General features: G+C 46.0%; 19 protein-coding genes. 2 read left to right on the forward strand and 17 right to left on the reverse strand.

Annotated elements, in window-relative coordinates; all coding sequences use genetic code 11:
• Window positions 1–14 precede the first annotated feature (14 nt).
• Entirely contained in the window at window positions 15–572 is a 558-nt protein-coding gene (locus RMY31_RS35220; protein ID WP_409879652.1) for a DNA cytosine methyltransferase, read from the forward strand.
• 784 nt (window positions 573–1356) lie between these two features.
• Here RMY31_RS35220 and RMY31_RS35225 read toward each other — a convergent pair.
• From RMY31_RS35225 to RMY31_RS35290, 14 genes are all read right to left on the reverse strand, one after another.
• Complete coding sequence (locus RMY31_RS35225; RefSeq protein ID WP_409879413.1) at window positions 1357–1884, reverse strand: hypothetical protein; 528 nt, start codon at window positions 1882–1884, stop codon at window positions 1357–1359.
• 3 nt (window positions 1885–1887) lie between these two features.
• Complete coding sequence (locus RMY31_RS35230) at window positions 1888–2409, reverse strand: hypothetical protein (RefSeq protein WP_409879416.1); 522 nt, start codon at window positions 2407–2409, stop codon at window positions 1888–1890.
• Between the two features lies 1 nt (window position 2410).
• Entirely contained in the window at window positions 2411–3220 is an 810-nt protein-coding gene (locus tag RMY31_RS35235) for a hypothetical protein (RefSeq protein WP_409879418.1), read from the reverse strand.
• A gap of 1 nt (window position 3221) precedes the next feature.
• Entirely contained in the window at window positions 3222–3872 is a 651-nt protein-coding gene (locus RMY31_RS35240) for a hypothetical protein (protein WP_409879419.1), read from the reverse strand.
• A complete protein-coding gene (locus tag RMY31_RS35245) occupies window positions 3841–4092 on the reverse strand; it encodes a hypothetical protein (RefSeq protein ID WP_409879421.1) in 252 nt (83 codons plus the stop codon). The genes RMY31_RS35240 and RMY31_RS35245 overlap by 32 nt, the downstream gene beginning before the upstream one ends.
• Window positions 4093–4218: 126 nt before the next feature.
• The gene (locus tag RMY31_RS35250; protein ID WP_409879423.1) at window positions 4219–4632 is read right to left on the reverse strand and encodes a hypothetical protein; all 414 of its coding nucleotides are present in this window, start codon (window positions 4630–4632) and stop codon (window positions 4219–4221) included.
• Window positions 4633–4665: 33 nt separating this feature from the next.
• Window positions 4666–5601: a major capsid protein gene (locus tag RMY31_RS35255; protein ID WP_409879426.1), complete on the reverse strand. Its 936-nt coding sequence runs from the start codon at window positions 5599–5601 to the stop codon at window positions 4666–4668.
• A 127-nt stretch (window positions 5602–5728) separates the two neighbouring features.
• A complete protein-coding gene (locus tag RMY31_RS35260) occupies window positions 5729–6460 on the reverse strand; it encodes a hypothetical protein (RefSeq protein WP_409879428.1) in 732 nt (243 codons plus the stop codon).
• 88 nt (window positions 6461–6548) lie between these two features.
• A complete protein-coding gene (locus tag RMY31_RS35265; RefSeq protein WP_409879431.1) occupies window positions 6549–6830 on the reverse strand; it encodes a hypothetical protein in 282 nt (93 codons plus the stop codon).
• Entirely contained in the window at window positions 6823–7788 is a 966-nt protein-coding gene (locus RMY31_RS35270) for a hypothetical protein (protein WP_409879434.1), read from the reverse strand. Before RMY31_RS35270 ends, RMY31_RS35265 begins: the two co-directional genes overlap by 8 nt.
• The gene (locus RMY31_RS35275; RefSeq protein ID WP_409879436.1) at window positions 7778–8530 is read right to left on the reverse strand and encodes a hypothetical protein; all 753 of its coding nucleotides are present in this window, start codon (window positions 8528–8530) and stop codon (window positions 7778–7780) included. The genes RMY31_RS35270 and RMY31_RS35275 overlap by 11 nt, the downstream gene beginning before the upstream one ends.
• A gap of 46 nt (window positions 8531–8576) precedes the next feature.
• Window positions 8577–10688: a hypothetical protein gene (locus RMY31_RS35280; RefSeq protein ID WP_409879439.1), complete on the reverse strand. Its 2112-nt coding sequence runs from the start codon at window positions 10686–10688 to the stop codon at window positions 8577–8579.
• Between the two features lie 42 nt (window positions 10689–10730).
• Window positions 10731–11201 carry a hypothetical protein gene (locus tag RMY31_RS35285; protein WP_409879442.1) on the reverse strand — a complete coding sequence of 157 codons (471 nt, stop codon included), beginning with the start codon at window positions 11199–11201 and terminating at the stop codon, window positions 10731–10733.
• Between the two features lie 138 nt (window positions 11202–11339).
• Window positions 11340–11603: a TRADD-N-associated membrane domain-containing protein gene (locus tag RMY31_RS35290; RefSeq protein WP_409879445.1), complete on the reverse strand. Its 264-nt coding sequence runs from the start codon at window positions 11601–11603 to the stop codon at window positions 11340–11342.
• A 165-nt stretch (window positions 11604–11768) separates the two neighbouring features.
• Here RMY31_RS35290 and RMY31_RS35295 point away from each other — a divergent pair, with 165 nt between their 5' ends.
• Window positions 11769–13109 (forward strand): pentapeptide repeat-containing protein, encoded by a 1341-nt coding sequence (locus RMY31_RS35295; protein WP_409879448.1) that lies wholly within the window; start codon window positions 11769–11771, stop codon window positions 13107–13109.
• Window positions 13110–13296: 187 nt separating this feature from the next.
• Here the strand turns inward: RMY31_RS35295 and RMY31_RS35300 are convergent, their stop codons facing one another.
• From RMY31_RS35300 to RMY31_RS35310, 3 genes are all read right to left on the reverse strand, one after another.
• A complete protein-coding gene (locus tag RMY31_RS35300) occupies window positions 13297–13731 on the reverse strand; it encodes a hypothetical protein (protein WP_409879450.1) in 435 nt (144 codons plus the stop codon).
• On the reverse strand, window positions 13728–14429 hold the full coding sequence (locus RMY31_RS35305) for a DUF433 domain-containing protein (protein WP_409879452.1): 702 nt from the start codon (window positions 14427–14429) through the stop codon (window positions 13728–13730). The genes RMY31_RS35300 and RMY31_RS35305 overlap by 4 nt, the downstream gene beginning before the upstream one ends.
• 91 nt (window positions 14430–14520) lie before the next feature.
• Window positions 14521–22056 carry a tape measure protein gene (locus tag RMY31_RS35310; protein ID WP_409879454.1) on the reverse strand — a complete coding sequence of 2512 codons (7536 nt, stop codon included), beginning with the start codon at window positions 22054–22056 and terminating at the stop codon, window positions 14521–14523.
• Window positions 22057–22126 lie beyond the last annotated feature (70 nt).

The raw sequence follows: 22126 nt of genomic DNA on the forward strand, positions 1-22126 counted from the left end.
ACGAGGATTGAATCATGCTCACGTCAGGACACATCTTCTGTGGAGGCGGCGGCGATACAGAAGGAGCAATTGCCGCAGGATATAAACCCATCTGGGCAGTTGAAAACGACCCCTACGCCGCAGCCGTCTACAGAAAGCGATTCCCAGGAGCTAGGCTCATCGAGCAAGACATCAGAACCATTACAGGCGACTTTATTCTCGGACTCCCAACACCAGATATCACAATTTTCGGTTCACCTTGTCCAGACTTTTCCTTGGCTGGTGAGCGAAATGGGCTTGCTGGAGTTCGCGGACAACTGTTTTTTGAAGGACTCCGATTTCTTCGACTCCAACGCTCAAGTGCATTTGTGTTTGAAAACGTTGATGGACTCCTTAGCGCAGACAAAGCAACTGCCTTCCCGCAAGTCATCCAAGCGTTTACAAGTTTGGGGTATCGCTGCACCTGGCAACTTAGGAATGGCAACAGGCACGCCCCCCAAAACCGAGAACGGATTTTCGTCGTGGGCTATTACGGCGGAGGTCAAGGCGACACAGCCCAAGCCAACAAAGAAATCTTTGCAGGAAATTTTTAACAATACACCCGTGAACTCGTTCACGGGTGAAGAGCTTGAGGAAGCTTACACGCTAAGAGCATCCACAGCTAAATTAGGGGCAGGCAACAAATCCCATCCCAATACTTTCGTTTCTATTCCTGTAAAAGTTTATGCTGATGGAGTTGAAGCGGCCCTTGAGTCCCCCGCCCTTTGTAGTGGAGGATGGCAACACCGTAGCCCATTGCATCAAGACAAAAGAGGGGCTTCATTTGCTGTGCTGTATCGCGCTGCGGATGGCGATCGCATCTACACTGACCAAGCCCCATGCTTGCGAAGTCAAAAGGATGCAGGCACAGGAGCTTACAAAATCCGCGAGTATGTGGAAGGCAGACGGCAGACGGCAGACGGCAGAAGTTTGGATCTTGCATTTGTACTCAAGATTCTGGAATCAGCCAAAGAACAAGTCAAAATTCCTACTGCCTTCTGCCTTCTGCCTCCTGCCTTATATTTTGAGCGTCCCATCAATGCCACAGAAGCAGAACAGTTGATGGGGTGGGAAGTTGGATCGACGGCGATCGGGATTAATCAAGAAGGCGATGAAATTACTATCAGTCAAACCCAAAGAATAAAAATGCTGGGGAATGGAATCATCCCAGCAGAGATCGCCGATATATTGACTTCAATCAAACCTATTCTAGAGCGCAAATTAGAGAGCGAAGTGAGCGAAAATTTACGCTTTGCCTATCGCCAACTACGACAGCAAGGCATGAACCATCATCAAGCAATGAGCCTCTTACCAGATTGAGCATGAGCATTTAATCCCTTAAGAATTAATAATGATCTTGGCATCATCGCCAAAGCTAAAATTCATGTCATTAGCAACGGCGATCGCTTTCCATCTTTCGATTTCTTCAGTGGTTGGTAATTGCCCTTCGGGTAGCCCATCAATTACCAGGTTCCATTGGAATTGGAAAAAGATTAAATCCTGTCCTTTTAGATCCGTTCCGGCGACTCCTGTGGCAATTGTAAGTGCTTCCATTGTGGTTTTAGCGTCTTGATTGGTAGTTGCTAATCTTACGCGTGCATATCCTGGGTCGGGATACATATCCCGGTTAAAATTACCCCAGTTAGGTTTAGGGGTAGGTGGCAAAGGCTCTGTTTGGTTGATTACCTCATCTATCATTTGCAAAAAGGCGATCGCTTCTGGCGAATTAGATTCGATGACTAATGGAGCAGTTACAGGAATTGTAAAAATTCTGGCTTCTGTGATGACTTCGGTGTTGTAAAAGATTTCAATTGTTCCTTGCTCGATGTCACTTTGAAATCGCCAAGCAATGTTTTTAGATGTCATTTTTTAAGTTAGAGATTTATTTAAATAGTATTCCAACAAACAGACTGGGTTATTAATATTTGGGGCACTACCAACTTTAACTAAATTGAGTGAGTATCTACCAGTGTTGAGGTACAAAGTATTGATATCGGCACTCGTTTTAGAAACGTGCCCCGTAATTTCATTATTATTCCCAGACGTGACATTCAAGCTGTGAGTAACGCTGGCAGCACTTTTAAATTGTAGTTTCCAGTAATTACTTGCTGAAAGATTGCCAGTAGTTGTAAAACTTAATGTCAATCTTTTTAAATATAAATTTGTTGCAGTTCCTACAGGAACGGGCACGTCTGTTGTGTCTGCACTAATTTGCCCAACAGTCCCCCCAATAACTATTGTTTGTCCGTAGGCTAAGAGTATATTTGTTTGGTAGATTTTTCGACTTAGCCAAATTGAACCATTGTAGTTCCAAAGATTTACGATACCTTCGTTAGTCCCTGGTTCGTCCCAGTAGCCGACTTGAATGGGATTTATTGGTGGTATAGGCATATTACCAACTCGTCAAGGCAGTACGTTTCCAAGTATTATTAGCAGTGCAAACATAAATAAAGTTTGCATCAATTCTGATTTCTCCTGCTGTCCCCGTATCTGTTGCAGATGTGGGAGCAGTGTTTAAAGCTGACAAGCGAAATTGGCTTGCCTTGATCGAGCCACTAACTTGTAATTTATTGACATTGTCTTCTGTAGCCCCAATCAAAATATTACCAGTGCTGTTAAGCACTAAAGAGTCTATAAAAGAAGAATCACTATTTTGAAATAATTTGAATCTTATAGGAATTTTGGAGCTAGAGCCATAAGATTTTAATTGATATTCTTCTACTCCAGAAACACCCGCCGCTCTCGCTCCTAGAATGGTAAAGTATTCTGCATTGTCTTTGTAAAGTCTTAATTCATTTTCGTTAGTTCCTATTGGGTTTTGGTTTCCAATCAACAGTTTGATATTTCCATTGCCGCTACTTCTTCCAAGGTTGGCGGTAAGTAGGCTGCTGGCATCGCTAGAGCTAATTTGTAATTTAGTGCTACTGCTACCAACATTTAAGGCAGTAGCAAGCAACGTGCCAAAATAACTGTTCCCTGAAACGCCAATGCCGCCAGTGACAACTACAGCCCCCGTGGTAGTTGATGTTGAAGCCGTGGCACTAGAAAACGTTTTGTTCCCAGCGATGCTCTCATTCCCGGTTGTATGTACTGCCTTGGTATCTAGCTCAGCAATCGCCGCCTGAACATTGGTAGCAGCAATATTTCCCGTAGCAGAGAAGGAAATACATAAAGCTTTGAGCGCGTCAATAAAGTTACCCATGTTAGCCCAAAGTACTAATCAAAAAAGTCGTGCCAGTCGCGTCGTAAGTTACCGCTGCTAAGGTATTGTTACCAGTGGCTTCCCATCCTACTCGTGCGCCGCTGGGAAAACTTACTCCATTTAGAGTTCCTGCATTTGCTCCAAAATTGAAAACGGCGATCGCCGTTTTGCCTGCGGAAACTGTACCAGAATTAGAAACGCTGTTATAAGCTGGCGTTAATTGAGCCGAAACAGGGAGGCGATCGCGAACCTGTAGCAGAGTTGTTTCAGTAGCTGGGTTATCTAACGCAGTTAAAACATCATCAAGTTTTTCAGATATAATCCCTGTTTGCGAGGCGATATTTGCAGTATCGCTATTAATATAGATAGCAATGTTCTTGATTTCGCTTAATTCAGTTAGCGAACTAGTATCATCCTGAATTAGTGATAGTATTCCTGTTTGTTCGTCTTGTTTAGTAGCAATAGCAACATCAGCTAAAGCGCTGCTAATAGTAGTTACATTACTATCTATTGTTGTTAAAAGCGCTGTTTGTTCGTCTTGCTTGTCGGCTGATGCATTGCTGCCGCCACCGCCACCGTCACCGCTAAAACTAACAAGATTGCCGTCGGCATCAACGATATTAACTTTCTGATAAGCTGTTTCCTGCGCCATTTTCTGCCACTATTTTCTTGCGTTTTGGTGGAGTTGAGGGACTGGGGACTGGGGTATCGATATTTTCTCCTTCATCTCCCCCTAGTTCCCCATCTCCTTCATCCCCCCTGCTCTCTTCCACGCTCCATCCCGCCGCCAACCACCCAGGCGCGTCAACAGCAGGAATTGACTTGTTTTGCCCGTTGGGGCCGTACAAAGTTACTGGGTCTTGTTTCAACATGAGAAGTCCTTGAATGTGGATCGAGGCAGAGGGCAGATGGCAGACGGAAAGCATAATTTTTTCAATAATCCTTATATTTGGAAACATCAAGCAATTATCCCTTCTGCCCTCTGCCTCCTGCCTTTCTTAACTGCATGGCGCGAGGAATGCCCCATAAGTGAGGTTGCCGGGAGCGCCTGTTTTAGTTGCCTTCACGCGGACAAAAGCCGCATCAGTGACAATATCGTCTACCCATTCACCGCTAAGAGGCACGTCAAAGCGATTGGCAACGCCTATAACCGTGAAGGTTTTTACGGTTTTGTAAGTGCCGCCGGAAGTAGCGCAAGCTTCAATAGTGATATCCCACTGAGCGGTTGTTGCAACGTAGCCAGTGTGTGCGGCTACATCTACTACGCATTTGTAGGCTTTAAGCTTGGTGACTGGATAAGCGATCGCACTTTCAGTAGTACTGGCAGAAATAGCAGTGGCGGCGAAATCTCGCAGCTCGAGAGATTTGTCAAACAAGATGGCGCGACGATTGGCAATTGTACTTCTTGGCATAGTTAGTTCCTGAAAAATTTTTCATCAAGTACATCAAGTAGTAGCTGGCGCGTCGGTGATACCAGCCAACCTTGCAGCTGCACGACCGTGGTAGCAGGCGATCGCGGTACGCCATTCTACGCGGGTGCGATATACAGGTTTTGTTTCCAATTCACCCAAATCGCGAACAGAGACACCGAATTTGCCGTGACACTTGCCTTGAATGCCAACCAACTTCATGGGCATGAAGCTAACTACATAAATGCTGGTGCAAGCAGTGGAAGATGTACCGTCTGGGGAAGTCTCGGTAAAGTCCAAAATTTGGTTGCCTAAGTTGTCATAATCGGCGATGAGAATAGGCAAGTCGTTGTAGTAAGCGACTTGTTTGCCAAATTCATCTTGTTCCCAGCGAATATCCCCGCCAATGCCAGCACGAGCCGCAGCTGTTAGCCGTCGGCGCTGGGCTTTGCTCATAATCAGTCCGGTGGGGTCATCTACAAGGTCGATCGCCTCATCCAATCTCAAAAGCGATAATCCTGCACCCGCAGCAGCATTAGCCACTAGCTGAGAGCCAGTCAGCCTCACTTGTAGCCCATCAAATACGCGAGGATTCACGCGGCTGTCGCCTTTGATAAAGTTACGAGTCCACATCAAAGAAAGGGCTTTTACCTTCTGCAATTCGTGAACAGAACGCACCTTTTCCCCTTGAGCGTCGATGATACTGGTATCTACATCTAAGTCGCCCCCAGCAAGCTTGAAAGCTTCAGATTGAGGATTAACTACACCCACGGATTCGCTATAGCCCTCGTTCACACCCCGAAAACCTACGCCTGGAAGCTGGTCTTCGCGGTTGTAATGAATGCCCGAACCTTCATGATCTTCAAAAGGAATTTCGCGCAGGATGTCAGACTGGGCGGCGTATTCTTCAATGATCGTTGCAGTTTCAATAGAGTCAGCAACCTTTGCTGCCTCCAGTAAAGTCATTGGCATGATTCGTGATGTCTTGGGTAATGGTTTATGCGATCGCCCTCGGCATCACGCCTTTTACTAATAGCAACGTCACATTGCTACAAAGTGGGCAAAAAGTATAATTTAAAAACTCAAATTAATACTCAAGTTAAATTCCTAGTTCCCGTGCCCTGGCCAGTCGTTCGGCACGAGGCAATGCCATAATCTGCTCTCGCAACATTGCGGTGTTTTGGGTTCCGTGCGATCGCGTCATGCCGCCACCGGCACCATTATTAATCGGGTCAAACAGCGCCGCTGTGGGGCCACCGGAACGCAACTTCAGCATCAAATCATCAACAGTGAAACTCACGCCCTTGGTATCTTTGAGGAGAGTTTTGTCTCTGGGGTCAATCACGCTGATTTTGTCCTGGTCATCAAGGACGATGTAAGCAGCAGCGCGATCGCGTATCAAGTCAAAGTAAGAATATCCGTCCTCGTCCTTCCCAGCTTTGCCCCCAGTGGCATAAAAAGATTTTTCAAGAGTGTTGATAATCTGGTTTCGCTTGAGGTTCTCTTGCAACTGTTGAATCTGCTGTTGCAGCGTGGTTTTTTCAGTTGTCCAGCGTTCTTTGAGTTCGCCGAAATTGCGCTGCTCTTCGAGTTTGCGTTCTTCGTAGGTTTGGGCTAATTTCTCAAGCTCTTGATAGCGGTTGGGGTCGATTTTTTTAATCTGCTCCAACTGTTGCAAAAGTTCAGCATTCTTGGTTTGGGCTTCTTTAAATCTTTTGTCAGCCTCATCCCTTTCTTTGCGGGTGGCTTGGGCTGTATTTAGAATTTTGCCGATTTCTTCGTCAGTATATTGTTTAGTTTCAGTGGGATTTGGATCTAGTTCAGGAGGCATAAGTAAGCATCACGCTTTACGTCGCCTCCAGGTTTCCCAGTATAGTTACTAATTCGTAATTCGTAATTGAAGCTTTTGTAATTACGAATTATCTCGGCATGGCATCAATTATTGGAACGCCACCTACTGGAATTACTAAGCTTACTTGTGCGCCTTTACTTAATGCTCCAGAATTCGATATTGCCTTTGCTAAAAATGTCTGCCCGCTAGTATTTATAACTTTGTAATATCCCGTGCTTGGGTCATAATTTACTATTTTCGCACTCTGCTCTTGGGTGCGATCGCTGCGTTTTTGAACTTGTACTTGCCTAGCTTGATAGGCAGTGCGATTAATTAAAGCACGAGTTTGCAGCATAAATATCTCATTCATCTGGTAAATCATCCCAATTAATTGTTAGTAAAGATTGAGCGAATTTGCTATTTTCATTGGGTAGAAATTGCAGCGTAATTTGCGACAGCATATATGCGTCGCCGCTCAAGATTGTGCGGCTGGCTTTGTCGTAGGCGATCCAAACGTATGGGGTGTCGCCCATATAGCAAATAGGGGTTCCGTTTAAAACCTCAGAAGAACCAAAAGCAGTCAAAGTGCTAACAGTAGGAAAGTTGGCAGCATCGGGCGGTGGAAAATCGTGATTGGTGCGAGGAGTTGGTAAAGCTCTTAGCGGCGAATTCAATGCAATCATGATTTCATCTACTTTTTCTTTAAGTCCGACAAAATCAAAAAACTGCAAACATGCTGCAATATAAATAATTCCGCCTGCTTGTTGAAATTCGACTAATCTTGATATTTCGTCACTAGTAAGACCTCGACTAATACTAGGTATATAGAGTAATTTTAGTCCTTTAATATCTGGTAGAACTTCTGCTTCGCTGTAGTGTTTTTTTAGATACTTTGGATCGACGTTCTCCTTAATTTCTCCTAAGAAAAGGTTGACAGCTACCTTGAGGAAATTAACCGGAATATCCGCGCCCACCTCGGATGTAATCATATCCCAAATAAGGAATTTTACCTCTTTGGTTTTTGGTATGATTTGTTGAATTTGTGCTTGTTTTTTATTAGGCATCGCGTCATAACCAGCCATAATACCTTTGCGCCTGAGTCTAATGTTTTCTCCCTTGCCTATAGCCCCATTAGTCTGGGGACTGCCATAAAAAATATTGCCAAGGGCATCCTGCAACCGTGCCAATCCAGTTACAGCATCGAAGCCAGTGTAAGCAGTTGGTTGCTGTAGTTCCGCTTGCGCTTCAACCGCATCGCTGATTCTTTGCTGATATAAATAGCGGTTGAGGTGCGATCGCTCCCTCAACATCGCCTCCTCAGACTCCATTCACGTACCCCGCGTTCAAAACTACAAGAGGGATTTGATAGCTGTAGCTTTGTCCGGATGACACGGTGATGGGATTGGATTCAGTCGCATAGGCAACCACAATGCCATTGGCGCTCCTAGCACGGAACGTACCTGAGCCTGTATCAGTGATGTCAATGGTCGAGCCACCACCGTTGGGCTGGAGTTGAAAGTCATTAGTAGTCACGCTAGCAACTTGATAAATAGTGCTTGCTGTAATGCCGCTGGGGAGAGTTGCTAGGGCATCGGCGGTGAAAACTAATTTATCACCGTTTACAAAACCGTGAGATGTGATAGTAATGCGATCGGTGCTGGCATTGACGTTGGAGTTTGTGAAAGATTTTGAGGCTACGGCGGACGAGTCCGCGATCAAAAAAGCTGTTTGAAATTGGAGAGAGCCACCAGAAGCGCTGAAGCTGGCGTTAATTGTAGGCAATTCGTGACGCTGGTCTGTAGAGTCATAGCTGCCATCTGAGCCAAAGTTGGCGGATGCCCTAGTGTAGCCATTTGTGGGCAGCAGTTCATTGGCTATAAAATCAGCCAATGAACTTGCCCGACTCAGCGTCGCAGTGTTGGCCAAGCATAGTCGAAACTTATTTGCATTGGGGGGAGTACCACCACGGAAAAGGATTTTGGCAGATTCGGTTATCCAAGCGTTAGTAAAAGTTCCGGTTGGCATGGGGATTGGGGACAAAGAAAATAACTCCACATCACTGATTCCCATGTGAGACTGGGTTGCACTGCATCCCAGATATTTTCATCTATGTTATTTATCCTGTTACTTCCAACCCCATTCCCATTCCCAATGGAAGCGAAAAACCACTCATTGAGGAGATTCCCCCGCCCATTCCCAGTTGAATCTCTGCTGTAGTGGTAGTTAGAAGGTATGGGTAAGAATTGAATTCAACTCCTAAGCCCAATCCCAAGTAACTTAATTGCGGTTCGGTGTAAGGTGGCACAACTGCATCGCCTTGGGTAGTCCCAACCCAGATGCCATCGCAACTCCACAAAGCCTTCTGCTGCGACACCACCCAAGAGCAGCCATCTGCTAGATAGTGTTGAATCGTTCCATCTAGCTCAGCTGCCCTGACTGGATACAGGGGGTAGTAACTGAAAATTTCATCTACCATCACCATTGCCAGATCTTGTCCCTTGTACCGTCCGCGCAGCAGTCGCCCTTCGCGTTGGGCTATGGCTTGCAATTGAATAGCCGCTGGCGTGCCGCCTCCGGTGGTTTGATATATGCGTACTTCTCCAGGCTTGAGTGCTGGTTCCGTTCTGCTTGCTAAAAGCTCTACATTGTAGGTGCGATCGCGCTGCTTGAGGTTGCTAGCGCACAGGTCGCCAAATATTACTTTTTCCTCAATATTATTTTCTTCATAGTTGCATTCAACAGGACATCTCTCAGGCGCTGGTGGGAGTTCCTGTCCTGAATTGGAGGTGCGGCGGACGCTCTGTTTGGGGTTAATTATTAAATTAGTTTTGTTGCTGAGGATTTGGGAATCGTCTTGGTATTTCACCAGTTCGGTATTTACTCTGACCACACATTGCAAGCTGAAGCTGGTGTATTGCCAATTGTCTTTATTGAATTCTTTCCATTCTTGAATGACTTCCTCTGACGGCACTAAATCTTCTGGAGGAAATGTCCAGGCGCTCCAGTTTTCATCAGTGCTGTTAAGGATAATTATTTCCGGTTCTTCAGTTTTGGAGATAATTTTTCTGAGCCTATCTTTGATGTCATACTCGTAAGTTTCGCGGGTATATTTGACTAAATTTAAAGTCAGTAAATCCGTGAAAAAAGCATTGGGTTTAGCTTGCTTGTATTCTGCTAAATAAGTTGCTCTAGGCTGATAAACGTTAGTTTCATTGAGCTTGCGCTTGCACTCAAGCTTATCTTCAAAGTAGGAGTCTTCTACAGTGACTTCACTTAAAATCAATTCCAGTTTTGGTGGAGTTAATCCCCAAAAAATTTCAGGAATTACTAAGCCATAAGGTCTGTAGATGTTAGTCGTAATTCTGAGCCTGTGGGAAGCTTTATCCCACTCTTGAAACCGCTCGGTTTTTTGAATGACGATAGTGTTATCGCTGTAGTTTTTATCAACAGTTGAAGCGGTGCCAGATTCCTCTGTGATGTCTATAAAATCTTCCGTAGGGCGCGCGATCGTCTCAGTCCCGCAGGCCTTGATGATTTCACAAGGCGCTTCAGCTCCCTCAAGGCGCTTGTACCAGATATCATCGCGCCCGACCAACAGATCCACACCACCAATACCCGCAGCTATGTTAGCAGGCTGTACATGGAAAATTTCTTGATTGTTCGCCCAGGCAAACATGTTGTTAGCATAGAGCAACTTGCCAACCGAAGCGAGGTAGGAGCCAGAAAGGTTGAGGGGGTAATTGTAAATCGCGATGGGCAGGCTACCGCCAATGGCACTAATTCCAGCCAGCCCCAATAGCGTGGTGATAATCTGCCCCGCCGGCTTCCCATCGAGGGATCTATTGTCTGCCTTATCTGGATCTGTCGGTTCTTTGAAGTTGAGACAGGCGATTAAATCGCCAACTTCCAAAGTTAACTGTTGCTTTTCAGCATTATATTTAGGTGTTAGTATCCGCAGTGCCCCTCTGGGGTGACGGCGTAAAGTGCCTGAAGAGTCGGCAATTTCTAGTATTATGGGTACGCCGCGACAGAAACGAGTGGGATTTTTGCGATCGTCCAGGCTTTCGTCGAAGTTCAGCGCTTTGCCCAGCAAGATTTGACCTGTGAAACTAACCAAACCAGATTGATCCAGATGGCTATCGCTACCCTGAAACGAAATCAGGCAAGGTGTAAAATTCTTGCCACCTATGGTAATGCGGACATTTCTAGCTGATTGGTTGACGCTCATAGATTAAGGGCGATCGCGTTGCTAAAGACTAATACCCAATCCCTAATCCTCTACCTTGTCCAACTCCCGCAGTACAAAGCTTGCCACATAGGGATATAGCTGATTTACTTGCCACTGACTCCTCGGCTCAAACATCCTGGCGTAAAACTTTGCAGGATACGCCACACCACCAGTAAAAGTTGTCTCGCTTCCCCCAGCCGCGATCGCTCTTGTCCTTGTCCCCTGTTCAATAAAGTCTTGAATACTGTCCTCAACGAGGATGCGGTAATTGCCTTGCTCTCGGCGGAGGCGATCGCATTCCCCAAAGATCGCACCTAATGCAAGCCATTGCTCAAGTGTCACCATCGCAGATATTGTCCAAATATGCTTGGGTTCGTGTACAGGGCCAGAATCCAAGGGCGTGCCCACAATACTGTAGTCTGTAACTCCTGTGTCTGCGAGAGTGCGATCGTAGGAGGTAAATCGCTTGAGGGTAGTTGAGATGTCGCCGATGGTAAGGGTTAGTTGCCTCATGTAAAATTTTTCAGGATGAGGGAGAGGGACTAATCTCCAATACCCAAACAAAAAACTATTTAGATGAGTGGGTGTTAGATGATTTCGTTTCAGTGGTTGAAATGAAAGCAAAGCGATCGCCACCTTAGCAATGCTCGCTTAATCTTCGTCTTTCATCTCAGTCAAAGTTTTATCAAGCCTATCGTTAGCTTCCTTGGCAAACTGGATGCATCGCACACTAGCGCTCATTCCCCCAGCAGCAGTAAAAGTTCCTTCTGTGACTTTGCCTGACAGCAGTAATCCGGCTCCAAGAGCGCCAATGCAAGCAGATAAAGCAGTGGCAGTCAAAGCAAGGTTAAAGCTGTAGCGTGCTTGGCGTAGGCGCTCTTGGGCAATGTAAAATTCGACTGGCTTGTGACTCATAAATTTTGTTTTTTGTGCGTTCAGTTCACACTTCTAATATCGAGCCAAACGCCCGTAATCTTGACTACACAAAGATTGTGTTGTAGATAACTTGTGATTTCTCTATGATTGTTTGATGCCCAAGTTTTGATTGCGTGAGCGATTTAAATACCCAATTATCAGACTATGACAGACCCTAGTCTTGGCAGAAAAAACAAGAAAATAACTTACACTGCATCTCCAGAAGGTATAAGCAAAGCAGAAAGAGCTTTGAAGCGGCTAGGGTTTGAGTCAAAAAGCAACTTTGCAAAGTCTCAACTTATATCTCGTAGTACAGTGACAAATTTTTTTCAGCGTAAACCAATTCAGCTTGATTCCTTTAAAAGGATATGTGAGGCACTGAAATTGAATTGGAGAGAAATTGCGGAGTTAACAGAAAAAAAACAACCAAACCAGTTACCAACAAGTAGTTACAGCACCCTTGATGTTGATGTGGTAGTGGAGCAAGTGCAACTAAAGCAACGTCAAGTGACTGTAATAGATAAACAAAGTAAAAAAATTAAAGCAGTTATCACTTTAGAAGGTGATGTAGATTCAGTTCAAAACTGGAAAATTATTCAATCTGCTTTAAGAGTATATTCAGGTGACACTATAGAAATTACCGATATCAAGGAAGGCAGCATCAGATTATTTGTCGAAGGTTCTCCAAAAGATATTGAACGGCTTGTATCTTCTATCAATTCAGGAGAACTAAAAACAGTAAGAGGTTTTCCTGTTGAAGATGTTCAAATTTTAAGCGAAAGTTCAGATGATGAAAGTACCGAGTCTGATGAGAAATGGCGCTTAGTACAGGAGATTGTTAGTCAGACGATTAATAGGCGACGTTTGAGCGGTGTCGATCTAAGCGATACCGACTTGAGCAGTGCCTACCTAAGAACTGCCGACCTGAGCGATGCCGACCTGAGAAATGCCGACCTGAGCGGTGCCGATTTGGTTGGTGCCGACCTGAGAAATGCCGACCTGAGAAATGCCGACCTGATTGGTAGCTACCTGATTAGTGCCGACCTGAGCGATGCCGACCTGAGAAATGCCGACCTGAGCGATGCCGACCTGAGAAATGCCGACCTGAGCCGTGCAAATATTGATGAGGTGACGCAGCTTGATAGCAAATGGTGTTTAGTTTGGCAGATTGTTAATCGCCAAGTATTCGGTCGAGATTTAAGTAAAGCTGACCTGAAAAATGCCAACCTCAGCGGTGCCGACCTGATTGGTGCCAACCTGATTGGTGCCAACCTGAGCTATGCCAACCTGATTGGTGTCAACCTGAGTGATGCCAACCTGATTGGTGCCAACCTCAGCGGTGCCGACCTGATTGGTGCCAACCTCAGCGGTGCAGAACTAACGAGTGCTATTGTTACAAACGCTTTATTTGTAGACAGCGAAGGACTTACAGAGAATATGAGGTATGACCTAGAACGGCGAGGTGCAATTTTTGGCGATCGCCCCCCAGTTCTCAATCCCAAATAAGCGAACATGAAAAACTTTTCACAAAGTAAGAGCGATCGCATTCTCCACAACGCGACTACCTCTAAACTCATTTGGCACTAAAAAAACCACCACTGTGAGTGGGTAAAATTTCATTTCAAGCAGAGCGATCGCAGGAGTTCTAATTAAACCGTTTAATTAGAACTCCTGCGATCGCTTTTCCCACAATCTATAAAAATCGCTTCAATTCTTCCATTAGCATCTGGTCGTCTTTCCACATAGAAACCTTTCCATCACGATAAATTTTGGCAATGAATGGAGCAGGATGTTTGCGAACAAATCTTTGCATTTGGACAATCGCTTTTAGAAAAATTGCAGCCATCTCTTCCCCTAATAAGCTCTGAGAGGCGAACGTAAACATCTTTATTTGAGCGCGTGCAACGGCAATTCTTTCTAAACAGTTATTGCTAATCTTGCCATCTTTGGTCAGAACAACCCAGCCCCTTTTGCCGACCTCTGGCAACCAATCTACATCTTGAGCGCCTTTACCAAAGTGTTCATCGTGGATTTCGATAGTGAGTCCTGCACCCTTGAGCGTTTCTACAATACATCTGTTACCTAGGCATCTATCTATGAAAAAGGTGATGGATTGAGGCTGGGTCATGCAACAGCGGGTAGTTCACACCGGATAGCTTCTTCAATCATAAGGCGATCGCAATCGTAATCATAAGCAAGATGGTCAATTGAATCACCAGCTTGATAGCGCTCTGCTAGGACACGTGTAGGAATTCCGGTTCCAACAATAACAAGGCGACCAAAAGCGATTCGAGGATCGACAACGACAAAGCGAGGATTATCTTCTTCGTGAGAGCGAGTAAAGGGATACAGTTTAATTGCAAGCCCAGTGTCGTCGGGTTCAATTCGTTCCAGATGAGCATTAAAAGCGTCTTTCAGTTCGGTTTGTTCGCTTGTCGATGCATTAATGAGAGAGCCATAGCGCTCAATGAACAAGTCAACACCATCGGTAAGAAAACGCTCGCGCGCTAGAGGATGAGATGTTTGAAACTGTTCAGCAATGAAGTCAAGGGCATCTCGCACCTTAGCTAGATCGATTTGGTGGTGTTTGCGAATCGCTCTTAAAACATGAACTTCAACTAGATTGGTGAATGAGAGTAGTTTTGGCTTGAGATCGCGAATTGGGATCGGGGGTCTAAAGAAACCAGAACCGTTTGAGGTCGGATAATGTCGCCCAACTGTCCAAGAGCGAATAGTGCCAGCTGGAATGCGTAAATAACGGGCAGCATCGCTAATGGAGTAGGTGGGAATATCTCTAGGATCGGTTCCTCCGTAAAGCTCAGTCATAAGCGTGCCTACCAGAGATGTTTATTTCTATTATCTCCTTAATCAATATATATTGAGAAGCAAACAAAGCTTTAGCCTCCTGAAAAATTTTTTATAACCCCGTCGCCGCCACCTGCCCTCGACCAATCCTATTCATAATATCCGCAGCATCATCTACTGCATTGGGGGTTTGCACAGTGAGACTACGCGGTGTATTCGCCAGTTGCATAATGCGATCGCTCAATGTATCCAGTCGCTTTTCAATTCCTTGGTTAGCTGTTTTTAGCGCATCTACAAACTGAGAATAACCATTGCTTTGTTCGGGAGGCTTGATTTGGGCGTTTTGTGTCATTTGGGCTGTATTATCCACTGGCGGTAAATTGCCTTGTTGCCTGTTCAAAGCCAAGTCATATTTATAACCCTTCGTATCAAGAGTATTGACGGTATTCCTAGTTTCTACAATTTGCCCCTCTGCCCTCATCTTGTTGATGCGGAGATTGTAGGCGAATAGCCCTTCGCCTTTTTTCTGGATGTAGGGATTCTCCCAACCATCAACATTTGCTTTATCCCCAGATGATAGTCCTTTGTCTGCTGACTCCTTAAGTGGTTGCTCCATCTTTTTGACGCTAGACTCTGCACGTTCTAAGGCATTTGCCTGCTTCCTTGCGCTATCTGCTGCTAGCTGTTGATCAATGGCAGTGCGCTGGGTTGCCTCTTGAGCCATGACGGCATTCTGCGATAGTTCATCCTGGGCACTGAGGTTTTGTAAGGCATTGTCTAGTCGCTTGTCACTCAGACCAATCTCGCGCTGCGCTATCTCTAGTCCGACTTTGGCAGATTGAATACCTACATCATCTTTTTTGATAGTGGCAATCCTCAACGCTGCCTCAGCTTCTAGCTTGGCTTTAGCAGCTGATAGTTGAGCCGACTGAGCATCATACACAGCAGTTTCAGCCGCTATCTTCTGGCGTTGCAAATCAAGCTGTAGAGACTTTTTCTGATACTCCTGCTCTAGTTTCAAAGCCTCCAGTTTCTTAGCGGCAATCTCGTCCTCAATTTGACTGCGCTTCGCCAAGATATCTAGTTCATTCGTACCAAAGCCTAGTGCATTGAGCTGGGAGTTGATTTCACCACGCACGCTAGGGTCAAGATTTTCATCCTTGAGCTTGCGACTAAGGTCTAATGCTCTGTTGGCATTGTCGCGACGGGATTCTAGAGGCGCGATCGCAGCATCAGATAGCGCCTTGCCTAAGTTGTACCGACTTTCTTCAAGCTTGGCAGTCCGGTCAAGGCTTTGGTTGTAGAGTTCGAGTGCAGATTTTTGGGCATCCAACTGCGAAACAAAAGACTTGTAGCGATTGTCCTCAGCTTGGACAATCTTCTGAATGTTGCGCTCGACAATTTCACGGTATTTCTCTTCTTCGGCAATCTTAAGGTCAACAAGTTGCAGGTTATTTTGGGCTAATTCTTGGTTGAGCGAGAGTTCTTTGTCTGTTGCCTCGCGGGCATCCAGCACCCCTGCAAGCCGCAGTTTCTTTGTTTGGGCTAACTGGTCTTTGATTAGAGCAATCTTGTCAGTAGTTGCCTTCTGCTCGACAGAGTTTTGAGCAAGAGCAAATTCATCCTGAGCAGTAGCGGTCAATCCCCCTGCCAATAAATCTTGCTTGGCTTTTGCTGTAGCGTTGGTTTGATTGAGTGCGATCGCAGTTTCAGCCTTCTTGTTGACAAGCTCAATTTCCTTCAACTTCCTATCTTTTACCGCTGCTGCCACAGCAAGGCGATTCTCGGCTTCGGTGCGCTCTAGGTTGGTTTGTTCGGTGGTGAGGTCGCGTTCGCGCTTGGCGAATTCCTCGGCGCTAATGGTTCCTTGCTTATAGTAGGTGCGAAGTACGCTTAACTGGTTGGTGAGGTTTTTTTGTTGAGATACGGTGCTAGAAAGTTGAATCCTGGAAAGTTTTTCATTAGCTACCTCATCAGTTATTGACTTGGTTGCTTGAGCGTTTTTTATCCTGGCAATCTTCTGGTTTTCAGCTTTCTGGCTAGCAGCGCGGGACGAAGCCGCAGACTCGTCAAGACTGAAGAGGGAATTATCCTGAACCTGCTGTTTTACCTTCAGTTGCGACTCAGACAAGCCCAGCTTTGCCTCGCTGAGCTTATTGCGTTGATCCCTAGCAGATTTTAGCTTTTCTAAAATCCCCTTATCTGCCTCATCTGAGGTGTTTTTGAGGATATCGTCAATTTTAGCGATGCTGGCATCTGGTGTAAGCCCTAAGCGCTGTAGCGTAGATTCAAGCCCAGGCGCGTTAACTGTGGCATCGGTTTGGCGTACAGCTTCTTCTAGAGCAAGTACATTGTTTTGGTTCTTATCGCGCTCGGCAATGGCGCTTTGTAGGGCCGCGTTTCTGGTTGCCAGTTTATTGGTAGAGAACCCTGAGACTTGAGAGCGAGTAATCGCTTCGCGGCGAGTGTTAAACCTTAGTTCGTTCTTTTCCTGGCTTTCAGCCAATGTCAAATTTAACTGACGCAACGACTGAGTAAATGCCAGCACTGGATCGACTCGCAGTGAAGCTAAGGCGTTTTCCGCTTCTGACTTGAACTTTTTGAGCTTTTCGAGTGAATTTTGTAGTTGTTGAGTCAAGTCGGTTGCTGCTTCTGTGCCTCCCACAGCCGCGATCGCTTCTGGTGACTTGAGAGATTCAATTTGAGCCTTGAGAGCATTAATTTGCTGGTCGGTGCGGGTGATATCAAGGGTAAAGGGTTTGGCAAGTTCAGATCGCTGGTTGTTGAGGTCAGTGATTCTCAAGTTTTGCGCTTCTAAACGACGCTTATCTTCTGCGGGTATTGCCAATCCCTTATCTGTAAAATTGCGCTTGATTCCAGCTTGGAGTATTTGTCTTTGCTGTTCAGCGTCGCGCAAAGTTGAATCCAAGGCGGGTAACTGGCCGATGTCCCCAGAACGGGATTTGAATTGATTGAGGCGAGTGCGAGCGCTGATGAGAAAATCGGTGTTGTCTCCTGTGGTGCTTTCAACGCTTTGTCCGACGCGATCGCGCTCTAATTCTCCGTAGGTCTTGATTTTGCTATTGCCAATGCCTCCTTTAAAGGGGCCTAAATCCTTATTCAGAAGTCCAATCAGGTATTTATCTAAAAATCTCCCCACGCCACTGGAAGATTCTGGTGTCCCTTCCGCGTTCTGTCCTTTGCTTCCTGGCTTTTCAAAAGCTTTTCTTGATTCCTCAGCGGCTCGTTTGGCGGATGCGGCGGCTTTGTCAAACGAGCTTGTCAGATCAGTGTTAACTGCTTGATTTAGCAGGTTAATAACTTCTAAGACTGCAAAGATGCCAGCAGTTAGCTTAACTGAGAATGAGTTATTAACAGTTTGAGCTAGGCTTGCCATGCCACCACCTAGCGTCCCCGTTGCCAGCTTGGTGGCGATTAGCTGGGCAATTACAGCTTGCAGCGCCCCAACCATCTTTATACTCAGGGCTGCCGTTACGCCCAACAAAATAAAACCAAGCTCCTTAGCTACAGATGCTAACCCTTTGAGGATTGCAGATAGCCCATTCAATCCCGCAGTCGCAGCTGGCGAAACACCCTCACCTATGCCCTGCTGCAAGCTTAAAAATGCGTTCTCCACTCCAAAGATTGCACTTTGAGCATTGCCTGCTGCATCCTTAGCAGCATCTCCGAATTCAGCTTGCAACTGCTTGGCAAACTTGGGGAGGAAGTCTTGGGAGAAAATCTGTCCTGTGTCAAGTAATCTACTAAATTCTTGCTCAGTTACACCCATTGCTCTCGCCGCAATACCCATTGCACCAGCTAACCCCGATTCACTTAGCTGTCCGCGCATTTCTTCTGCACTGACCTTCCCCTTGTTTAAAATATCCGTCAGGGCTTTAAATGCTCTCTGGCTTTGCTCGTTGCTGAGGCTTAATACGGTGCTTGCATCAGCCATGCCCAAAAATAAATCACGGGTTCCTGCGCCTTCTATAGCGGTTCCTCGCGCCGCCGCCGCTAGGTTTACAAACCCCTCAGTTGAAGACTTGAGAGGAATTTTCAGGTCATCAACTGTTTTTCTCAAAAACGCCAAATTTTGAGCGCCCCCAGCAGAACCACCTGATGCAAAATTTAGGGCAGTTTTTAGGCGATCGAGTTCGACGTAGGCCTTAAAAGCATCTGTAGAAAGATTGATGAAAAAGCCTTGAATAAAACTAGAAACCTGAAAAGCAAATATCCCCTTGAGCAGGGTAAACACATTGGGCAGCGCCTTGCCCAGCTTGCCTGTGCCTGTCAAAATTTGCTCAAATGGGTCTTTAGATGGGGTTTCACCCAATAGCTTCAGATTCTCTCTAAGTTCGGCGTTGTACTTCTCAAGCCCCTTGATATCCTGTTGCTTGACTGCTAGCGCCGCACCTTCCCCAGCCGATCGCAGTTTCTTGGCAACTGGGGTAAGTTCTTTAGCGTTTTGAATAGTTGGTTGTAGGTCGCTAAGTCTTTGCTTGTCAGCGTCGATTCTGCCGATTAAATCTTGGCTTCGCCCGTTCAGTCGTTGCAAATCCCCAGGTGTTAGCGCTGGCTCCTTCCCGGCTTTGGCGCGTTTTAAGGTGTTGAGAATTTGATTGAGTTCGCGCTCGTTAACTTTGGCTTGGCGCTCAACTATCTGGGCTTCTTTTTGGGCACTTCTGCCAAGCGCTATTTGAGCGTCAACATCGCTCAATAAAATTTGGGCTTGCTGCCCTAAGTACTCGGCCTGCTTGGAAAGTGCCCCCAACTGAGCTAATCTAAATTCTTTGCCCAAGCGCTTGAGTAGAGGCTGCTGTTGTAGTGGCTTGATGTCTTTCTCAACTCCAGGCACTTCCGTCTCAATGGTTGGTGCATCGATGCTGCCACCATAGCCGCGCTGAATTTTACGCAACGTGCGACGGGTGCGGCGAGAAGCGATCGCGTCATCATAAGCGTTGTTGGCTTCAATATCAGCGACTTGCTGACTAGTTTCCTGTTCTAGTTGAGCCAGCGCCTTATCGGCACGTTTAGCAGCGCGATTTGAGTTCTTGAAGATATTTCCAAGAACCCGCTTGGCTCGACGTTCGGCTGCGCGAGTTTGGCGCTCAAACTCGCGTAACGCCTCATCTGAAACCTCAAACAATTCCACGCCTTGAGCCTGAGTAGCAGATTGCACTCTAGACAAACCCAAAGAACTTGAGCCAGGTTGCTTTGCCCTGAGTGCGGGTGAGTAAGTTCTATACTGGCGCTCAATAGTACCCTTGAATTGCCCAAGTTTTTGCCGTGCTTCACCTGATAGATCGGTGCGTTTTAGCTGTTCAGAAACTAGGGCTATTTGTTGGTCAATTTCGCTGAGTGTAGTTGCTGCTAAATCTTGGTTAGTGACTTTGCGATCGCTAGCTTTACCTTTGAAAGATTGCTTGAGATTGGCAGTAATCGTAGCTTGAGATTGAGCAACCTGCTTGAGTAATTCGGCTTCAGTCGGCAGTCCGCCTGATTTTAATCCAGCTTGTAAACCCTGCTCAATGTTCTTAAATACCTGCTCAAAATACCTCTCAGCAAACACATAAGCATCTTCTTCGAGGGTTTTAATAGTTGCTACGTTCTGTGGAGATGCATTGAGTGCGCCACGCTTGAAGAATTGGGTGCTACCTTCAATCTTGCCGCCTAGTTGCTGCAATTCTTCGGGAGTGCCTTTGACAAGCTCAAATTCAGGAGATGCGGATTGAGTTAGAGTTCTTTTGCCAAAAGCGGTCTGCATCGCATGGCGCAGTTCATGCACCAAGGTTTTGACAAGTTCAGAAGAAAGAACGCCCTTGGCTAGATTGTCGTAACGCTCTGCTGGTAGAGAGATAGTGTTGTCGGCGGGGCTGTATTTGCCGTTGTATTTAGCCCCCTCCGCCCCACGTACCAGCTGGGGGATTTTTTCTGGAGCGATGCTTGCTCCCGTAATGGCACTAAACTGAGCAACAACATCCTTGAATATTTGAGGGGATGGCGGTAATTCCTTGAGTATGGCTGTATCAAGCTTGATTGGTTGGATGTCTGCTGTGGTTGCTTTTGTTCTGGTTTTCGGCTTAATTTTTCTAGCTCGCACTGGAACAACCTCAGCTTCCTGTGCGCTCAAACTGTCGGCCAGTTTTTTAGTCTCGGCTTCAAGTCGCTCCTTGTCTTTGTTTCGCCCCTCAGCAATCTCTTTAACCACTTCCTGCTTATCTTTGACGATAAGCCCAATATTGTCTTTGTAAGCGGCAATTTCTTTTGTGACTTGTTCGGTCTTAATTCTTTCCTTGCTACTTTCTACCAGCAGCGCCCTAGCTTTAACATCATCACCCGCTTGCGCTGCCGCGATCGCCTCTTGTTTGAATTGCGCTTGGTTCTGTCGATATTGCTTTAACCTGCTACGCGCTTCCTTGAGATTATCTTGCTGGATTTTGATATTGCCGTCCATTTGGGCAACAACACCTTTCCCTTTGACTGCCGATTCCTTAAGCCCAAAATTAATATCATCAAGAACTGATGTATCCGCACCAGCCAACTTTAGCCGTCCAACTGCCACAGATGTTTCGTTGAGCAAACTTTGTATTAACTGCTGCAAAGCTTTCTCGCTCTTTTTCGCCTGAACCAGAGCTTCGGATGCTTCGGCAATTTGCAGGTCAATTTCTTTAACGGCTTGCTCGATTTCTTCTGTTTGCTCTCCTGCTTCTACAAGCAATTGTCTGTCGGCTTGTAATCCGCTTAATTGAGATTCTCTAGTTTTGATCTCCTGTTGATACTTGGGCAAAGATTGGCGGACTTTTTCGACTTGCTGCTGCTTTTGAGGTGCGGAAGCGATCGCAGTCTGCAACTGTCCTGCTAACTCTCTTTGAGCAAGTTTCTGTTGCTGCGAGGAGCGTTGCTTGCTCTGTTGTCTGCCAGCTTGAGAGGCTATTAACTGTTCTGATTCGCCAACAATGCTGGTGATTTGGGCGGCTAATTCTTGCCTAAGATTTTGCAGTGGCTTGCTATTAAGAATCGCCCCAGCGATTTTGCCCCCGACTGTGTTGCCTAGCTTAGGGGCAACACCAGTGATTAGTTTTTCACCCAGCAAATCAAAGCTGCCGATTGCTGGGGACAATTGAGACTCAATTCCCCTGCTTAACCCCAGCCCCAATTGTTTAGAAAGCTGCAAACCCACGCCTTCAAATGCACCCGTAGCAATTCCCTTTAGGGGTGCAAGCAAAGTGTCGCCTATCCCAGAAAACAGTTTTGATGCAAGTCCTGGTGTTTTAGGTTGAGATTTTTTAAAACCCTTTTCTATAGCATCGCTAATCTTTTCAGAAAATTGATCGCCTACCTCAAATAACTCCAGTTGTGGAGCAACTTTAAGCTTACGAATTTCGCTGTCATCAACAACTACACGAGCTTTAATCTCGATATTCTTTATACTTGCAAGCTGGGTTTTTAGCTTGGATGTGTCCAAGACAACCGGGATTGAAATAGCAGGGATAAAACCCTGTAACCCTTTTATCTGTCGCTCAAAATCCTTGGTGTCAAGACGCAGTGCGATCGCCCCAGCATCCTGCGCTGACAACTTCTTCAGGTCGCTATCAAATTGGGAACGATCTAAGATTAATTCAATTGAAGCGGAACCAAGACTTCCCATAAAGGCGATCGCACTACATCATGGTTTTGGTTCCCTCTGCCAAGCGATGTGTTTAAATATTAGAAAAATC

The organism is Dendronalium sp. ChiSLP03b (assembly GCF_034531165.2).
Taxonomy (GTDB): Bacteria; Cyanobacteriota; Cyanobacteriia; order Cyanobacteriales; family Nostocaceae; genus Dendronalium; species Dendronalium minutum.

What these genes read in the sequence shown, in the direction of transcription:
- RMY31_RS35220 (WP_409879652.1), top strand. Translation starts at nt 15, where the DNA reads ATGCTCACGTCAGGACACATCTTCTGTGGAGGCGGCGGCGATACAGAA.
- RMY31_RS35280 (WP_409879439.1), bottom strand. Translation starts at nt 10,688, where the DNA reads ATGAGCGTCAACCAATCAGCTAGAAATGTCCGCATTACCATAGGTGGC.
- RMY31_RS35290 (WP_409879445.1), bottom strand. Translation starts at nt 11,603, where the DNA reads ATGAGTCACAAGCCAGTCGAATTTTACATTGCCCAAGAGCGCCTACGC.
- RMY31_RS35225 (WP_409879413.1), bottom strand. Translation starts at nt 1,884, where the DNA reads ATGACATCTAAAAACATTGCTTGGCGATTTCAAAGTGACATCGAGCAA.
- RMY31_RS35285 (WP_409879442.1), bottom strand. Translation starts at nt 11,201, where the DNA reads ATGAGGCAACTAACCCTTACCATCGGCGACATCTCAACTACCCTCAAG.
- RMY31_RS35265 (WP_409879431.1), bottom strand. Translation starts at nt 6,830, where the DNA reads ATGAATGAGATATTTATGCTGCAAACTCGTGCTTTAATTAATCGCACT.
- RMY31_RS35245 (WP_409879421.1), bottom strand. Translation starts at nt 4,092, where the DNA reads ATGTTGAAACAAGACCCAGTAACTTTGTACGGCCCCAACGGGCAAAAC.
- RMY31_RS35255 (WP_409879426.1), bottom strand. Translation starts at nt 5,601, where the DNA reads ATGCCAATGACTTTACTGGAGGCAGCAAAGGTTGCTGACTCTATTGAA.
- RMY31_RS35240 (WP_409879419.1), bottom strand. Translation starts at nt 3,872, where the DNA reads ATGGCGCAGGAAACAGCTTATCAGAAAGTTAATATCGTTGATGCCGAC.
- RMY31_RS35275 (WP_409879436.1), bottom strand. Translation starts at nt 8,530, where the DNA reads ATGGGAATCAGTGATGTGGAGTTATTTTCTTTGTCCCCAATCCCCATG.
- RMY31_RS35260 (WP_409879428.1), bottom strand. Translation starts at nt 6,460, where the DNA reads ATGCCTCCTGAACTAGATCCAAATCCCACTGAAACTAAACAATATACT.
- RMY31_RS35310 (WP_409879454.1), bottom strand. Translation starts at nt 22,056, where the DNA reads ATGGGAAGTCTTGGTTCCGCTTCAATTGAATTAATCTTAGATCGTTCC.
- RMY31_RS35250 (WP_409879423.1), bottom strand. Translation starts at nt 4,632, where the DNA reads ATGCCAAGAAGTACAATTGCCAATCGTCGCGCCATCTTGTTTGACAAA.
- RMY31_RS35295 (WP_409879448.1), top strand. Translation starts at nt 11,769, where the DNA reads ATGACAGACCCTAGTCTTGGCAGAAAAAACAAGAAAATAACTTACACT.
- RMY31_RS35305 (WP_409879452.1), bottom strand. Translation starts at nt 14,429, where the DNA reads ATGACTGAGCTTTACGGAGGAACCGATCCTAGAGATATTCCCACCTAC.
- RMY31_RS35270 (WP_409879434.1), bottom strand. Translation starts at nt 7,788, where the DNA reads ATGGAGTCTGAGGAGGCGATGTTGAGGGAGCGATCGCACCTCAACCGC.
- RMY31_RS35235 (WP_409879418.1), bottom strand. Translation starts at nt 3,220, where the DNA reads ATGGGTAACTTTATTGACGCGCTCAAAGCTTTATGTATTTCCTTCTCT.
- RMY31_RS35300 (WP_409879450.1), bottom strand. Translation starts at nt 13,731, where the DNA reads ATGACCCAGCCTCAATCCATCACCTTTTTCATAGATAGATGCCTAGGT.
- RMY31_RS35230 (WP_409879416.1), bottom strand. Translation starts at nt 2,409, where the DNA reads ATGCCTATACCACCAATAAATCCCATTCAAGTCGGCTACTGGGACGAA.